At 28.9% G+C, this 16,603-nt stretch carries 21 protein-coding genes; 16 read left to right on the top strand and 5 right to left on the bottom strand.

The window, feature by feature from the left end:
• Window positions 1-34: 34 nt before the first annotated feature.
• Window positions 35-1,171, top strand: a complete 1,137-nt coding sequence (locus tag SY27_RS06000; RefSeq protein WP_045968148.1) for an ABC transporter substrate-binding protein — start codon at window positions 35-37, stop codon at window positions 1,169-1,171.
• Between the two features lies 1 nt (window position 1,172).
• Entirely contained in the window at window positions 1,173-2,195 is a 1,023-nt protein-coding gene (locus SY27_RS05995) for an iron ABC transporter permease (RefSeq protein ID WP_082084310.1), read from the top strand.
• Between the two features lie 166 nt (window positions 2,196-2,361).
• On the opposite strand, the gene SY27_RS05990 is transcribed toward SY27_RS05995, so the two are convergent.
• Complete coding sequence (locus tag SY27_RS05990) at window positions 2,362-2,697, bottom strand: helix-turn-helix domain-containing protein (protein ID WP_045968146.1); 336 nt, start codon at window positions 2,695-2,697, stop codon at window positions 2,362-2,364.
• Window positions 2,698-2,792: 95 nt separating this feature from the next.
• On the opposite strand from SY27_RS05990, the gene SY27_RS05985 reads away from it, so the two are divergent.
• The 4 genes from SY27_RS05985 to SY27_RS05970 all read left to right on the top strand — a co-directional run bounded on the left by SY27_RS05985 (window position 2,793) and on the right by SY27_RS05970 (window position 5,178).
• Window positions 2,793-3,416 carry an FMN-dependent NADH-azoreductase gene (locus SY27_RS05985; RefSeq protein ID WP_045968144.1) on the top strand — a complete coding sequence of 208 codons (624 nt, stop codon included), beginning with the start codon at window positions 2,793-2,795 and terminating at the stop codon, window positions 3,414-3,416.
• Window positions 3,410-4,225, top strand: coding sequence for a DNA alkylation repair protein (locus SY27_RS05980; protein ID WP_045968141.1), 816 nt, complete (start codon window positions 3,410-3,412; stop codon window positions 4,223-4,225). The genes SY27_RS05985 and SY27_RS05980 overlap by 7 nt, the downstream gene beginning before the upstream one ends.
• Window positions 4,226-4,421: 196 nt before the next feature.
• Entirely contained in the window at window positions 4,422-4,775 is a 354-nt protein-coding gene (locus tag SY27_RS05975; protein ID WP_052705166.1) for a hypothetical protein, read from the top strand.
• 151 nt (window positions 4,776-4,926) lie between these two features.
• Window positions 4,927-5,178 carry a hypothetical protein gene (locus SY27_RS05970; RefSeq protein ID WP_045968139.1) on the top strand — a complete coding sequence of 84 codons (252 nt, stop codon included), beginning with the start codon at window positions 4,927-4,929 and terminating at the stop codon, window positions 5,176-5,178.
• A 198-nt stretch (window positions 5,179-5,376) separates the two neighbouring features.
• Here the strand turns inward: SY27_RS05970 and SY27_RS05965 are convergent, their stop codons facing one another.
• Window positions 5,377-5,733: a hypothetical protein gene (locus SY27_RS05965; RefSeq protein ID WP_045968137.1), complete on the bottom strand. Its 357-nt coding sequence runs from the start codon at window positions 5,731-5,733 to the stop codon at window positions 5,377-5,379.
• A gap of 14 nt (window positions 5,734-5,747) precedes the next feature.
• Entirely contained in the window at window positions 5,748-6,194 is a 447-nt protein-coding gene (locus tag SY27_RS05960) for a hypothetical protein (RefSeq protein WP_045968135.1), read from the bottom strand.
• 356 nt (window positions 6,195-6,550) lie between these two features.
• Here SY27_RS05960 and SY27_RS05955 point away from each other — a divergent pair, with 356 nt between their 5' ends.
• The 9 genes from SY27_RS05955 (at window position 6,551) to SY27_RS05915 (ending at window position 13,425) form a co-directional block, all read left to right on the top strand.
• The gene (locus SY27_RS05955) at window positions 6,551-6,925 is read left to right on the top strand and encodes a VOC family protein (protein WP_045968133.1); all 375 of its coding nucleotides are present in this window, start codon (window positions 6,551-6,553) and stop codon (window positions 6,923-6,925) included.
• Between the two features lie 363 nt (window positions 6,926-7,288).
• Entirely contained in the window at window positions 7,289-7,621 is a 333-nt protein-coding gene (locus SY27_RS05950) for a metalloregulator ArsR/SmtB family transcription factor (protein ID WP_045968131.1), read from the top strand.
• Window positions 7,611-8,108, top strand: a complete 498-nt coding sequence (locus tag SY27_RS05945) for an SRPBCC domain-containing protein (protein WP_045968129.1) — start codon at window positions 7,611-7,613, stop codon at window positions 8,106-8,108. Before SY27_RS05950 ends, SY27_RS05945 begins: the two co-directional genes overlap by 11 nt.
• A gap of 17 nt (window positions 8,109-8,125) precedes the next feature.
• The gene (locus tag SY27_RS05940; RefSeq protein ID WP_045968127.1) at window positions 8,126-8,788 is read left to right on the top strand and encodes a DUF998 domain-containing protein; all 663 of its coding nucleotides are present in this window, start codon (window positions 8,126-8,128) and stop codon (window positions 8,786-8,788) included.
• Window positions 8,766-9,140 (top strand): iron chaperone, encoded by a 375-nt coding sequence (locus SY27_RS05935; protein ID WP_045968125.1) that lies wholly within the window; start codon window positions 8,766-8,768, stop codon window positions 9,138-9,140. Before SY27_RS05940 ends, SY27_RS05935 begins: the two co-directional genes overlap by 23 nt.
• A 98-nt stretch (window positions 9,141-9,238) precedes the next feature.
• Window positions 9,239-9,847 (top strand): hypothetical protein, encoded by a 609-nt coding sequence (locus tag SY27_RS05930; RefSeq protein ID WP_045968123.1) that lies wholly within the window; start codon window positions 9,239-9,241, stop codon window positions 9,845-9,847.
• Window positions 9,848-9,903: 56 nt separating this feature from the next.
• Window positions 9,904-10,287, top strand: coding sequence for a VOC family protein (locus SY27_RS05925; protein WP_045968121.1), 384 nt, complete (start codon window positions 9,904-9,906; stop codon window positions 10,285-10,287).
• A 611-nt stretch (window positions 10,288-10,898) separates the two neighbouring features.
• Window positions 10,899-12,332: a hypothetical protein gene (locus SY27_RS05920; protein ID WP_045968119.1), complete on the top strand. Its 1,434-nt coding sequence runs from the start codon at window positions 10,899-10,901 to the stop codon at window positions 12,330-12,332.
• 676 nt (window positions 12,333-13,008) lie between these two features.
• Entirely contained in the window at window positions 13,009-13,425 is a 417-nt protein-coding gene (locus SY27_RS05915) for a hypothetical protein (RefSeq protein ID WP_045968117.1), read from the top strand.
• Between the two features lie 461 nt (window positions 13,426-13,886).
• Here SY27_RS05915 and SY27_RS05910 read toward each other — a convergent pair whose 3' ends face one another.
• Together SY27_RS05910 and SY27_RS05905 are read right to left on the bottom strand one after the other, a co-directional pair.
• A complete protein-coding gene (locus SY27_RS05910) occupies window positions 13,887-14,345 on the bottom strand; it encodes a tungsten formylmethanofuran dehydrogenase (RefSeq protein WP_045968115.1) in 459 nt (152 codons plus the stop codon).
• Between the two features lie 313 nt (window positions 14,346-14,658).
• A complete protein-coding gene (locus tag SY27_RS05905) occupies window positions 14,659-15,411 on the bottom strand; it encodes an arylamine N-acetyltransferase (protein WP_045968113.1) in 753 nt (250 codons plus the stop codon).
• Between the two features lie 371 nt (window positions 15,412-15,782).
• Here SY27_RS05905 and SY27_RS05900 point away from each other — a divergent pair, with 371 nt between their 5' ends.
• Window positions 15,783-16,562: an ABC transporter ATP-binding protein gene (locus SY27_RS05900; RefSeq protein ID WP_045968111.1), complete on the top strand. Its 780-nt coding sequence runs from the start codon at window positions 15,783-15,785 to the stop codon at window positions 16,560-16,562.
• Window positions 16,563-16,603 lie beyond the last annotated feature (41 nt).

Here is a 16,603-nt window from a genome sequence, read left to right as displayed (position 1 = left end):
TTTTTCATACATTTGCGCAAACATAATTAATGCCATGAAATTGCTTTTTAGAGTCTTATTTTTAACTAGTTTTATAATTATTAGTTGCCAAGAAAAATCAACTACAAAAACTAAAATCACGCAACATTCTGATAATCAAATCAAACATGCAACTGGTTTCGCTATTCATAAATATGAAGGGTATTCTATTGTTAAAGTAACAAATCCTTGGCCAAATGCTGAAAAAGCCTTTATTTATGTTTTAAAAAACAAAAACGGAATTATTCCTGATAGTTTAAAAGAGTATACAACCATTACTACTCCTGTAGAAAAACTAGTTGTTACATCTACCACAATCATCCCTTTTTTAGAAATGTTAGAAAGTGAAACTAAGCTTATTGGTTTTCCTCATACTGATTATATTTCATCTCCAAAATCGAGAGCTTTAATTAAAAGTGGACAAATTAGAGATGTAGGTCAGAATGAAAATTTAAATATTGAATTACTTTTTGATATGCAACCAGAAGCAATTGTAACTTTTGGAATTGACAATACAAATAAGATGGTTGATAAATTAACTTCTAATGGATTGAAAGTGTTATTCCAAGGCGATTGGATGGAACAATCACCACTAGGAAAAGCTGAATGGATTAAATTTTATGCAGCACTATTAGGAAAAGAAAAAGAAGGTGAAAAAATATTTAATTCTATTGAAGACAATTATAATAATGCTTTAAAACTAGTTAAAGACAAACAACCTAACAAAACCGTTTTATATGGTTCCATGTATAAAGACCAATGGTTTGTGGCAAAAGGAAATAGCTGGATTGCACAATTTTTACATGATGCAAAAGCAAATTATTTATGGCAAGATTTACCTGGAATGGGGAGTGAACCTTTATCTTTTGAAAGTGTTTTTGAGAAAGCAGAACATGCTGATATTTGGATTACCAATGGTTCTATTGAAACGATAGCACAATTACTAAAAGAGAACCATCATTATCAAAAATTTGATGCTTACACTGCAAAACAAATTTACTCATTTGAAAGCGAAAAAGGAGAAACAGGTGGCACCGTTTATTATGAATTGGCTCCAAGTAGACCTGATTTAGTTTTGAAAGACTATATTAAAATTTTTCACCCTGAAGTAATTCCTGATTATCAATTTACCTTTGCTAAAAAGTTAGAATAACGTGACTAGAAAATTTTCCATATTATTTATAAGCTTAATTGCATTATTACTTTTTCTAACTATTCTTAACATTAGTTTAGGCTCTATAAAAATACCTTTTAAAGAAGTTTTCAATTGCTTAGTAGGGAATGAAGTTTCAAAAACATCTTGGGAATATATCATTCTTAATTTTCGTTTACCCAAAGCTATAACTGCTATATTAGTAGGTATTGCACTCTCAATAAGTGGCTTATTAATGCAAACCCTATTTCGAAATCCACTAGCAGGTCCTTATGTATTAGGTCTAAGTTCTGGTGCAAGTTTAGGTGTCGCTACAGTCCTATTAGGTTCTAGTATTTTGCCTGCTACTCTTGCTTCCTTATTTTTATCGTCTTATGGATTAGTAATAGCTTCTGGATTAGGAAGCGCTATGGTTTTAATGGCTGTTTTATTTGTTTCCCAACGTTTAAAGGACACTATGTCTATTTTAATAGTAGGTTTAATGTTTGGTAGTATCACAAATGCTGTAGTTTCAATTCTATCTTATTTTACAACGGCTGAACAATTACAGAAATATACTTTCTGGACATTAGGCAGTTTGGGGAATTTGAGTTGGAATGATGTTTCTTTACTTTCTATTATTACGTTTATAGGTATTGTATTAAGTTTTTTAGTTATTAAACCTTTAGACGCTCTTTTATTAGGTGAAAAATATGCCAATAGTTTGGGAGTCAATTTTAAAAGAACACGTTATATTATTCTTTTTGCAACGAGTATTTTAGCAGGTAGTATTACTGCCTTTGTTGGTCCTATTGCTTTTATAGGTTTAGCAGTTCCTCATATAGCTAAATTACTTTTCCAAACGAGTAATCATTTTATATTATTTTGGAGTACATCACTGTTAGGAGCCATTATTTTGTTGTTTTGTGATATTGTAGCCCAATTTCCTGGCAATGACCTTACACTGCCTATTAATGCCATTACTTCTATCATTGGTGCTCCTATTGTAGTTTGGTTGTTAATCAGAAAAAGAAGAATTGCATAATTACTATAATAATTCATACAATTCACAATCAAAGTAATGTAGAGTTTCAACCATTAATTTGAATGTACCAAATAGTTCCCAAAATGTATCGATAATTCTCTAATTATGCTTTTATATAAAACGAAAGAACAATACACACACAAATTATCATCTATTTAAATTAGTATTATTCGTTTTTATCTAGAAGCAATTTCCCCCAATCGTTTAATTTCCATAGAACATCAACCAATTCTCGACCTAAATCCGTTAATTGATATTCAACTCTAGGAGGTAATTCATTGAATGATTCTTTAGTCAATAAACCATCCGAAACCATTTCATTCAAATGTTGATTTAACACTCTTCTATCAACTTTATCAATTCCTCTTAAAAATTCACTTGGTCTTTTTTTACCTTCATTAATTTGCCAAATAATAGGAATTTTCCACTTTCCACTAATTGTGTTAACCGCTTTTTCTAACGGACAAATTTTATTTTCAACAACTAATTCCTTTGTATCCATAATATTGACTTTTTTATCCCCTATTGACAAAAATATGCGGTATTGATTACTTTGTTTCAAGATCATAAATTTGACAAAATTTAAACTACAAATCTATGAAAATATTAAGAATCGATTCAAGTGTAAGAATTCAAAATTCAAAAACAAGAATGCTAACCGACTATTTCTTGGAACAGTTGAAAAACCACAAAAAATACTCATTGAAAAGTAGAGACGTTGGCATTCATCCGCCAAATTTTCCAACTGACGAATTCATTAAAGCAAATTATACCTCAGAGAAAAACAGAACGCAAGAAATGAAAAACATACTTGCATTGTCCGATATATTAATAGATGAACTAACAAATAGCGACAAAATAATAATAGCATCTCCAATGTATAATTTCTCCATTTCTGCAACTTTAAAAGCATATATTGACAATATAGTAAGGGTTGGACGAACATTCGAATTAGACGAAAATGGAGCAATGAAAGGACTGTTAAGCGGTAAAAAAGCTTTAGTAATCACATCAAGAGGTGCAATGTCCTATAAAAACGGAGAAATACTTGAATCTTTCGATTTTCAAGAAAATTATTTAAGAGCATTGCTAAATTTTATAGGAATAACAAACATCACTTTTGTAAACACAGAGGCACAAGATTTTGGAACAGAAGATTTAAAAAATAGTAACTTTGAACAATCTAAAAAACAGTTATCAGAATTGGCTAAAATATGGTAAGCGAAGAAATCAAAAATAGAAAAGGTGCAAAAAAAGCACAGGACATTCCAGATAACGTACTAAAATTACTCAACGAAGGTAAAATTCCAACGGTTAATCTTACAGAATGGTTAGCCATCAATCAAGTTAAATTGATTCAAAACACTTTCCAAAAAATTGGATTAGAAGAAAGTATTGATACTATCACAAAAGCAATTGAGCTACAAAAAAAACCTTCTACAATGAGTTTAATAAAACTTATCGGACTACATCTTTATGAATATTGTAAACAATCTAAAACTATAACTTCAACAATTAGCCTTTTAAGCAATCACGAATCAGATACGTTAAGATGTTATGTCACATATCTAATAGCTTTGGATAGTGATTTGAATATTTCAGAAAAGCTTAACCAATCCAGAAAACTAATTGCCGACAAGCATTTTGGAGTTAGAGAAATTGTTTGGATGGCTTTAAGACCTGAAATTGAAAAAAATCTTACTGAATCCATTAAAATATTAAGCAGATGGACTAGCGACTCGGATGAAAACATTAGACGTTTTACAACGGAGTCAACAAGACCAAGAGGTGTTTGGTGCAAACATATTGAAGAATTAAAAGAAAATCCTGAACAAATGTTACCCATTTTAGAAGAATTAAAATCAGATCAATCAAAATATGTTCAAGATAGCGTTGGAAATTGGTTAAACGATGCCAGTAAGTCTAAACCTGAATTTGTAATCAAGTTATGCAAAAAATGGAAATCAGAATCGCCAACAGCAGAAACAGAAAAGATAATAAAGCGAGCATTAAGAACAATTATGAAATAAAACCGATAGTATTAGACTTTCAAAAGTTTCACCTCTATTCACATACGTCATTACACAAACCAACTACAACACTATCAGTTATTTAATTTAGCTTATTTCTAAATTCTTCTTTAAAAAGTGCATCCGTAATTTTGCACTTGTAGTCTTTTATTATACATTTACGTAACAACTATAAGCCCTAAAATAGTGCGAACGAATGAAAAGAACACTTGAAGAGCAACAAATTGAATTTTCAAATCAAAAATTTCTTGCTACACCAATAATTGGATTAATTGTTTGGACAATTATTGGAATTTCTGGAGTATTTTTTTCTGATTTTATAACGGTTTGGACAATTTTTATTGAAACTGGAAGCATTGTATATTTAGGTTTATTTCTCTCAAAATTTACAGGTGAAAATTTCCTATATAAAAGTAAACCAAAAAATGAATTCGATACACTTTCCCTTTTTATTGACAGACAAGCTATTCTAGTCTACTCAATAGTGATACCATTCACAATTGTTTTAATATACATTTTAACTAATTCTCAATACAAGAAAAAGGGATAAAGATGATATCGTAACAAAAACTATAGAAATGCAACTAATTACTAAAAAAAGATATTACAAATAAAATGACTGAATATATATTACCACATTTTGGAAAATTAAAAATAGAGAATTTAGTCTAATTGTTACTAAATTTAAAAAAAACACTTAATTGAATCTAAAAAAAAGTCTCATATTAGGAATCATTGGAATTCTAATTCTATCAAAATTTTGGATTGGGTTATACTCTCACGATGAATTTGGAGGGAAGCACTTATTTATAAAACATAGACCTATTTGGAAAACTTATTTCTATTCACCTCAAGGAATGAGTGATATGAAAATTTCAGAAATGTCAGTTGACAAACGAACTGAGCAAATTCTTTTTAATGAATTTGTTTATAATCAAGGTTTAAGCAGATAATATATTGATTTTAAAATACCATGAGTAAGATAAACTGATTGGTTTTCAATAATTACACATTTAATTATAACGAGATTCATAATATTTATTTGCATTTAACAAATCTAGAAAAACATCCTTCTATGAATGCATTAGCAAATATCTGATTTTGCCATTGACAAATTAGAAATGACCACAATTATACGTTTATGTTCTATTTTATATACTCTCTATCTCTGATAATATTAATTTCAATTTTATTCTCGCTATCAATATTCCAAAAAATTTACCGAATAAAGAAGAGCTAAAAACAAACAGTAAAGCATATAAAGTTTGAGTAAACCAAGTAAATGTTGAAAAATTGAAAATAGTTAGTTTTAAAATGATACATAATAAGATTGAAGAACTCATAAAAAGAGCTCCTGTATTACAACCGCACGAATTTTTATATTTATTTATTTTAATACTAAAATATAAATTTAAAGACTCGTCTTTTAAAAATCGAATATCAAACTTTGAATTTCTATTAATCATCAAGTAATCTTTAAGTTCATCTAAACTTTGAATTTCTATCATAAATTCACAATAATTTATTTACATTTATTATTACATTCAATTTTAGCGAGTTCATTTGCTTCCTTTATATCTTTAGCAACTACTTTAGCTTCAGTAGTATTTTTACAATCCTTATTACATCTGCAAAAGTATGTGTATTCAAATTCACCAGTTGGCAAATCTTTTTTATTTTTTAGTTCTAAATAGCAAGATTTAAACCATTTATCAATCCATGGAATCCAACCAAATACATAACCTATACTCCAAGCAATAAAAACACATATAGTTGTTGTTATTTTAACCAATATTTGTTTAACTACCCAAGTAATTATTTTGATTAATATCATTATGAACCAACAAAACCATTTCCAAGGCCACCTCTTTTTTTTACATTGCTTTTGTTGTTGATTAACCCAATTTTCTACAGGTTCAATGATTTCTTGAACTATCCAATTTTCTGAAGTTGAACAAATTAATGGCATAATTTTATTTTTTAGATTATTACTATTCAAAAGTCCTGTTTTTCAATCTTTAAATCACAAGGTATTCACCCCTTTTTAATAAGGTTATATAACCTTATCTTATATTGACGAAACTTTTATATATAGACATGATAATTTTGATACAGAATACTCAATTGACTATCGAGACTTAATAGGATGCCCAACAAAATGTATAAAAACCATCATTTTTAACATTTAAAACAAAATGATTTTTATAATTTTAAGTCTTTATTTAATCGAAAAGTCAATACGTAAAAAATAACTCTTTTTTAATTTATTATACCATTAGCCGACATTTCAATTGATAACAACTTAAACAAACAAAATTGATAAACATGGAAACAAAATTTGAAGCAGGAATTAACATTGCAATAAAAATTCCAAAAAGCAAATACGACAAAACAGTAGCTTTTTATAAAGATATTTTAAAATTGGAAGTCCAAGAAAAACCTATAAGCAACCCTACTGTTTCTAGGACACACGAAGTAAAATTTGGCAATAATATTATATGGTTAGACTGTGTAGACAACTATACCCATTCGGAAACTTGGCTGCAACTTACAGTTCCCGATGTAACAGAAGCAACAAATTATTTAATATCTAACGGTGTAGAAACTTGTGACGAAATCGAAGAACTTCCAAAAGACATGCATTGGATTCAAGACCCAGCAGGAACAGTATTCAACTTACAAAAAAGAGAACTAAAATAAATTTGGGAACAAGAATCTTTCTTTAGTAAAAAGAATTTTCACTTTTAGTAAAGACCTTTTTTGGATGTAAAAGGAGGTCTTTATTTTTTCTATAAGAATGATGATATGGAACTGATATTCGAAAATAGACTTTTCCATCACTTTGAAATACGCAGCCTTATCAATATCTTATTTCAATTCATTCAAAAATTGTTTGTTTTAATAGAACCTAATAAATCCAAACGATGATAAACAATGAAATTTGAAAACCCAATACTCTTTTTTATTTTTTTTGAAATTCATCTATAATAATTTTCACAAAATCATAAAAATATTTGTGTAGCTAAATAACTTCATATATATATGTAGTCAAATGACTTCGCAATGAAACTAAGAAGAGATATTTTTCAAGCTATTTCCGACCCAACAAGACGAGCAATCTTAGTATTGCTTACATCACAATCTATGACAGCAGGTGATATAGCGTCAAATTTTGATGTAGCAAGACCAACAATTTCAAAACACATTCAAATATTAAATGAATGTGAACTTGTTGAAGCAAATCAAAAAGGAAGAGAAATATACTATCACCTAAAAATTGATAAAATGAAAGAAATAGATAAATGGTTAGCACAATTCAGAGAAATATGGGAAAACCGTTTCAATAATTTAGACAACTTATTATCAACAATTAAAAACAAGAAAAATGAAAACTAATTTGCAATTCGATTTCCTTGTAGATAAGGAAAAAAACACAATTACGATTAATCGAGAATTTTTAGCAGAACGACAACTCATTTGGGATTGCTATACAAAAAGTGAGCTTTTAGATCAATGGTTTGGACCTGAACCCTTATCAACTAAAACCAAATCTATGGATTTTAGAGAAAATGGACATTGGCATTATGCAATGATTGAACCAAATGGAACAGAATATTGGGGTTGGACAAAATATCTTACAATTAAGCCTATTGAATACTACACAAGTTTAGATGCTTTTAATAATGAAAAAGGCGAAATAAGCAAAGAACTACCACAAGCAAAATGGGAAGTTACATTTACTGATAAAGGCGATAATACAATAGTAAAAACTGTAATAGTGTATAATTCTCTTGAAGATTTAGAAACTATAATCAAAATGGGAATGCAAGACGGAATGCTTTCCACTCTGGAAAGATTAGATAAATTTCTATTAAATCTTTAAAAACCAACTCTAAAAACATGAAATCACAGAAGACAAACTTTAGTAACATTTCAGTGTTTTTGAGCATTCTTACTATTGTTATAACAATCATTGCTCATTTTGCTAACCCCGAAATCAACCCATCTTGGCAACCAATTAGCGAAACAGCGCTTGGTAATTATGGTTGGTTAATGAATATTGCATTTTCATTAATGACTTTTAGCATTGTGTCTTTCATTATACAATCAAGAAAATGTTACACAAATCTTGGAGGAAAAATTGGAAAAACATTTTTAGCTATTTCTGCAATCGGATTTTTATTGGCAGGTCTTTTTAACACTGACCCAGCAACTCTTCCTCAGGAACAAGGAACTACAAGCGGATTAATCCATAGTGTAGGAGCTGGATTTTTAGGATTCTTAATAATGGCTTCATTGCTATTCGCTTGGGTTTTTATTAAAAATCCGAATTACAAAAAATATAAAGGTCCAATATTAATAATGACAATTCTACTTTGGATTTCAGAAATATACACAATAATAGATATGACTACAGAATTACCAAAGAACAATGGAAATTTAGGTCCGAATGTACTAATTGGTTGGTCAGGAAGAATAGTTCTGTTATTCTGTGTGTTATGGTTAATTACAATATCATTACAAACTAAAAAATATAAAAATGGACAAGCCGAAAACGGTTGATGACTATTTTAATACTCAACCTGAAAAAACGAAAAAAGCACTTATAGAGTTAAAAAAGTGTATTCTTAAAGTTAAACCAAATGCAACTGAATTATTCAATTATAATATTCCAGCATATTCATTAGTAGAAGGTGGAAAAAGAGAACAGCAAATTATGATTGCAGGCTATAAAAAACACGTTGGTCTTTATCCACACCCCACTACTATGGAAAAATTCGACTTGGAATTAAGCGAATATAAAAAAGGAAAAGGTTCGGTTCAATTTCCATTAGATAAACCTATTCCTATTGACCTAGTTGAAAGAATGATTAAATACCGAATCCAATTATTAGAAAATAAAAACAATCACTAAATCCTTTCTTATGTAAACCCTTCTAGTATTATACTATTTAGCATTTTCAAAATAAAATTTAACTTATACAAAACTTAATAAATTAAAACAATTTAAAAATGAAAAAAACATCACAATGGATACTTGGGTTTTATGCTGGAATAATTACTCTAGCATTTTCAATGCTTCTTTACTCTTTCAAAACAATGAATGAAACCTTTGATGAAATTACTGTAAAACGCATTAATATAGTAGATGAAAATGGTATTAATAGAATAGTTTTATCCAATCAGGAAAAAATGGAACCACCTATAATTTTAGGTAAAAAATACAAACGAGCTCTTAATCCAGCAGGTATAATCTTTTATAATGAAAAAGGAGATGAATGTGGTGGAATAGCACTTTCAAAAAATCCAAAAACCAGTACTTATGCTTTAGCCTTAGATTATAATAATGCAGATGCTATTGGACTATTATCTCAACAAAGCAACAATGATAATACCTATAGATCTGGGTTAATCATTAATGACAAAGACACATCGGGTAAAATAGGAAGTAACATAAATAGAATTAATTTAATGAGTAATAATGGTAATTCTAGCCTAGTAATTAATGGACCCGATGAAAAACCAAGAATTATTATTTCAGTAGATAGCATTGGAAATCCATTGTTTAAAATGTTAAACGGAGAAGGTAAAATTATTCAAGAGATTAATTCCTTTGATTAAAACGTACTATGAATTAATGATATTTTTTTTAGAATTTATAAATATTGAGACTCAAAATGATAAAAACAGAACCTATAATTGCAGTTAAAAATGTACACGAAAGTTCAGAATGGTATCAAAAACTATTAAACTGTAAAAGTGGACATGGTGGAGACACATTTGAAATTTTGACAAACGATAACAATGAACAAATTTTATCATTGCATAAATGGAGCGCTCACGAGCATCCAACCTTATCTAACCCGAATATAAAAGCAGGAAACGGACTCATTTTATACTTTGTTGTAGATGATTTAAACCTAATTTGGAAAAATGCAAAAAAGCTTAATGCAAAAATAGAAGAAGAACCTCATTTGAACATTAATTCTGGACGAATAGAATTTTCAATTCGCGATTTAGACGATTATTTTATATCTATCTGTGCAAACAAAACTAACTAAGAAACATAGCTAAATAAAATCTTAAAATTCAACTCTACTGAAAAAACGTAACAATTAGAGATAAAATAAAGTGACATTTTACTGGAAAAAATAATACTTTTTAAAAGCATTACCTTTAATAATAAACTCTTTAATATTCTTCAATATCTATTTTTTTGATTAATCTACTATAGATTAATTTTCTATTGCATTTTTATCTATGTTCTTTGGAATAGATTTAAGTTGACTTATTTCAAAATCAATTTCATAAAAAAGGTATCGAGAACCTGTGTACTAAAACAAAATTTCTCGACACAAATCATAACTTCTTCTATTTCAATACATTTTAAACTAAAATTAAAATATTTTTTTTCTAAAAAACAAGTAAAAATACCTGTATATATTTACAAAACAATGTTTAGATTTGTGTAGAAATGATAACAACAAAAACCTATACTGCTGAATTATTGATAATTAGACGCGTAAAATCTATTTTCATCAAATAGTTGTATTGGTCATCAAAAAACAAACTAATATCAAAACAAGCTTTAATTTTATATTCATTCAAATCCCTATACAATTCATTATATACAAACAAATCCTAAACATTTAATTAATTTAAAACAGAAAACATGAAAAAATTTAAAAATCTAACGGGGCTGTTACTTTTTGTTTTACTCTCCACCCAATCCTGTAAAGATCCAAAAAATCAAAAAGAAGAAGAAGAAAAAGAGGAAACAGTAGCAACCTACATTAAAGAAGAAGATAAAGCCTGCTTAGCTCCTTCTAGTTGGTTTACAGTAGACACAATTACTGGAAAAAGAAAAACACCAGCACCTAGAGAAGACAAAACTAGTGTTTTTGGAGACAATACTACCGTTAGTAACTGTGATTTTCATCAATGGTCTTGGCAAAAGTTTCTTTGGTTAACCAATGATGTTTCGGGGCAACCATTATTCCTTGAGGAATTATTTCAAGTTACCTCTCAAACAGTACGTATTCCAACTACAAACAATAAAATTGTTTTAACTGCATCAGACAAAAAACAAGCAACTAGTGACATTCTAAATACAAACAAATCGTTTAGTTCTAATGTTACTAGTTACCCTGTGTACTACTCCATCCATGTGAACGATAGTTTATACAACAGTATTTGGAAATATGCTAAAATGAAAAAAAGCGATTATTCCAATGCTACTTTCCCTGTGGGTTCTTTAGAATTAAAAATAGCATGGGTAAGTGCTGATGCCATTCCAGATACTACTGGTTATTTTGTAACAGATGCAGTTGTAGAAGGAAAAGACACAAAAATTGCACTACTAGGAATGCATGTTGTAGGCATAGTCTATAACCATCCTGAGTTTGTTTGGGCTACTTTCGAACATCATGACCTTGCACCTTATTATGATTGGAAAGCAACCACAACATCCGATGTTCCTGTAACTTCAAAAACCAACAAACTTTTATTCGATGTTCATGCAACAGCTACACTTGCAAATATTACAAGTAATGCTCCAAATGCAGATAGCACTAGTGTTTTTGCAGTAAACCAATATGGAGTACCACGTCAGGCTGGTGATACTTTTCTTTCAACAAGTCAAGAAGAACCTTTAAATTATGACAACATCGCAGCTATTAATACATCTGTAAAAGAGAAACTAACAGACGTTTGGAAAAATTATTTTTACAATGGTTCTATCTGGATTAATACCGAAGGACACAATTACCCAACCGAACAAGCAAAATTATTAGTTTCATTAGGTAGTGCTTTAAGCAACTCTGCTCCTGGTAAATTACCAAGAGGTTCTGTAGCTGCCTACAATATTACTATGGAAACTTATGAACAACTTGGCTTTTCTCCAACAAGCATTCACGGTCAAAATGTAGAAGGAATGGGTAACTGCTTCTCTTGTCACTCAGCAAGTAGAGGTTCATCGCTAAACATTAGTCATATCTTCAATGGAGCAGTTGACTATGAAAGTAAAATTAGCGTAACACAAACAAAACAAAAACATTTAGACGAAATAAAACTGTTTATCAAGAATATGAAAGCGTCTAAAAAATAATACCCAATACTAACTATATACTTTAAAAAGCAACTTTTCAAACAAGTTGCTTTTTTTATTATAACAAACACTTTTACACACATGCAACACAAAACCACCACTTCCTCTGTTCGATTTTTTTTAACGTAGAAAATTGGAGTAAAACTTCTCAATACGCTTTGTACTCAAAGAAACGTATATCCAGAACCACAAACTTGTCATGCTGTAAGCATCTCATTAGCAACTCCGTAATACTATACATTAGTTTGGACATTTTCATGAAAAGAATATTGCGTTTTTTTATAACTTCTCAATGCAATTTTCTTTCCTAAGATTAGGAATAAAATCACTCCAACTGACGAAAATTTATCATTAAAAAGAATTTCAATTAGCAAGACACAAAATACTTTAGGTTTAAACCAAATTTAATTAGTAGTAAACCTAGTTTAATTAACATTAAGCAAAATTTAATTACTATTAAACCAAACTCAATTAGTAATAAGCATAATTTAATTAGTAGTAAACAAAACTTAATTACTATTAAACCAAACTCAATTAGTAATAAGCATAATTTGATTAGTAGTAAACAAAACTTAATTACTATTAAACCAAACTCGATTAGTAGTAATACATATTGCTATTTAGCAAGTATTAACTTAGATTTGTAAATAAGTGATACGCTTATAAAAAATAGTTAATGATAAAAAATTTAATCCTAAAACTATGGATTTGGAGAACCTTTGTTATCTATAAAGGTAAGTTGCCTACAAAATCGGAAATGAGTAATCCAAAAATGGAATATGAAGGTTTTTCAGGAGCATTTATCTGGGAAGACGAAGGTCTATGGGAAACAAATCATCTTTTAGCCAATGCTTTTAAATATGTAATTCATCATAGAATGACATTAATTATAGGGTCAAAAAACGATGTAGGTGTTATGCGCTCTAAAAAATTTGACAAACAAATTTTTGAAATGGCTAAAAAATATTTTCCTAACTGGATTGGGTTTGATATATCTAGATGTTCCTACAACACTGATGTAGCAGACAGGATGATGAGAATTAGAAAAGTTGCCAATTGGAAGTTTCAAAAATTATTGAATGAGGAAAATTAAAAAACTTTCCACTAAAACGAAAATTGTCCCCCTGTAAGGGTCGCATTAAAAACTCAGTATTATTGAGCTACAAATGGGATCCTTTCAGGATGACAAGATTGTGGAATTTAATAACTAATAATTGTACTATAAATTTGTTTTTTGTTTGTATTTCCTCTGTTCGAGTGGTTTTTAAGAAATGCTATTAGCAATTGTATAAACCGTGTATTGAGAACTACAAACTTGTCATGCTGTAAGCATCTCATTAGCAACTCCGTAATACTATACATTAGTTTGAACGTCTTTATAAAAAGAATGTTTAGTTTTTTTATAACTTCTCAATACGTTTTGCACTCAAAGAAACGTAGCTTGTATTTAGCACTCCGTCAGTTCGAGTTTTTACTTAAAAAAATCAATACATTGTTGGTAATATAAAACCTATCTCACAAATCTTTTCATTGAATATAAAAGTCTTATGTCTTTTATTGTTCTGAAATTTCTTTTAATTTATCTAATGCTTTTGGATAAGTGTTATTGAAGTAATCTAAATATTCATCAATAGTATCCATCTCCACAGTTACAGTTGTAATACCATTACTTTCTTGAAAGTTATAATTTTCGTGTCCGCCTGCCCATTTTTCTACCTGTTCACCTGTTGTTATTTCAATACCTTCGTTCAAAAATCCGTAATGACGAATGGAAATAAAACTAGCAGGTTTGTGTTCTACAATTTCCGACACCATTCCTCCTTTTTTCCCGTTTTCATCTATTCCTACAAAAAGGATTTTGCTTCCTTTGTCCCAACTTCCTTCATAAGTAGAAGTAGGATTAAAAGTTGCTGTCCAATATTCGTAAGTAGCCTTATTCTTCAAACCCAGCATTGTTTCATATACTTTTTGAGCGGATGCGTTTATTTCTTTTCTAAATTGTATTTTTTGCATTGCTTGTTTATTTTTTTAAGTTTAAAATCAGTTTGATACAATTGCATCTAATAGTTTGGTAGTTATGTAAATTTATAACAAAAGTTTACAAGTACAAAACTACTCGTGTAATTTTCAGAGACTTGAGCGAAGTGAACAAACGAAGTAAAAGTCTAAATACAAGCCTAGCAATTGTTACAGATGGTTGTTATAAGGTGTTTTTTATATTTATAATGTGTTTATTGTGATAAATATTAAATATGTAAGTCCATGAGGATTTTTGTAAGTATGCAAAAACTAGTAAAATAAATTATATACTTGTTGTCAAGTGACTTTATTCTATAATGTTAAATAAATTCCTTAAATGCTGTCTGAATTCTATTTCATTTTTAATTTCACTTTCAGTTGTTGAACCCGATTCTGTGATTTTTAATTTATTTCCGGTTATAGTAATTCTTCCGTTTGTTGTTGGCAATGAGATTAATCTTTTCTGTGTAAAATGAGAATCGGGACTAGTTTGGTGATATTTACACATTTCTTGATAATCATTAAAATCCTTTTTTTCTTTCTGAAAAATGTACTCGGGTGTTATTTTTCCATTTTCCACTTTATTTACACGAAAATATTTTTCATCATATTTATCTATAAGGTAAGTCCCACATTCGTCATTTTGAATTTTACCAATATCTATTTTTAGAGGTTCAAAAGTAAAATCGCCAAATCCTACATCACTTAAGTATTCTTCACCATCAATTTTAACAATAATTGCAAAATGGTCAAATTCTTCTCCATATCCTTTTTCTTGACTATAAACTCTTGCAGATATACGCTTGGCTTCAAAATTCAATGCAAGTAACAGTTCAAAAAACAATCCGTTAAGTTCATAACAAAATCCTCCGCGATTATTGAGTACAATCTTTTTATAAATTCGATCAATGTTTAATTCAATCGGAATATTATAATGTATGTCTAAATTCTCAAAAGGAACATTTAAAAGATGCTGTTTTTGTAGTTTTTTTAATAAATCTAGATTAGGTTTAGATTTTCCTGAATATTTAATTCTATCGAGATATTTTTCTTTGTCCATTTTCAATATTTTTTAATTTGTTACCAACTTATTTATTATGTATGATAAAGCGTATTATTTACAACCGTAACCTATTCATTTTAAACTCGCAACGCATATAAACACGTATTTTTATGTTTTTGTGTGTATTTATACGTACTAAAAGAGAGCGAAGTGTATCGCTAAATTATAAAAAACCTCAATATTCTTTTCATAAAGATGCCTAAAACTAATACATACTATTATGAAGTTACTAATTAGGATGCTTACAGCACGACAAGTTTGTGGTTCTCCATATTATTCAATAGATAAATCAAAAAAATAAAGAGATTACGGTTATTTCTATTTTTAAATATTTTAGCTTTGCTATTAAAGTCAATAAGAACTTTACCATGTCAAAAAAAGTATTACATAGCGAAAACCTTTCTATAGGATATACTACAAAATCCAATACCAGAACAATTATTGAACAGTGTGATATTAGTTTAGAATCTGGCAAATTAATTGCGCTAATTGGTGCTAATGGAATTGGGAAATCAACATTAATAAAAACAATTACTGGAATTATTCCTCCTATTAAAGGAAATATTTTTATTAATCAAAAGAGAATATCAGACTATCATCCTAAAGAGTTAGCTCAAGAACTTAGTATTGTTCTTACAGAGTCATTACCTCCTAGTAATTTAACGGTTTATGAAATTGTAGCTTTAGGCAGACAACCTTATACAAATTGGCTAGGTACTTTAACACCAGAAGATAAAGAAAAAATAGAAAATGCAATTGCATTAACGGACATTGGTAATTTTATTGAAAAAAGACATTTTGAAATTAGTGACGGACAACTTCAAAAGGCATTAATTACAAGGGCTTTGGCTCAAGATACTGCTATTATTATATTAGATGAACCTACTACTCATTTAGACTTAGTTCATAAAGTATCATTAATTAAACTACTTCAAAAATTGACTCACGAAACAGGGAAAACAATTTTATATTCTACGCATGATATTGATTTAGCTATACAATTGTGTGATGAAATGATTGTTTTAACCGAAAATAGATTAGTTAAAGATCAACCTTGCAATTTAATTGAACAAGATGTTTTTAATGAATTGTTTCAAAATGAATCGGTTGTGTTTGATAAAACAATAGGTAAATTTAAAGTCGTTTAGTTTTAAAACTCTTTTGTCTTTTGTTTTAGAAAAACTGATAA

It is taken from the genome of Flavobacterium sp. 316 (assembly GCF_000967805.1).
GTDB lineage: Bacteria > Bacteroidota > Bacteroidia > Flavobacteriales > Flavobacteriaceae > Flavobacterium > Flavobacterium sediminilitoris.
The sequence above is the reverse complement of the archived record's forward strand: the minus strand, read 5'-3'. Positions and strand labels throughout refer to the sequence as shown.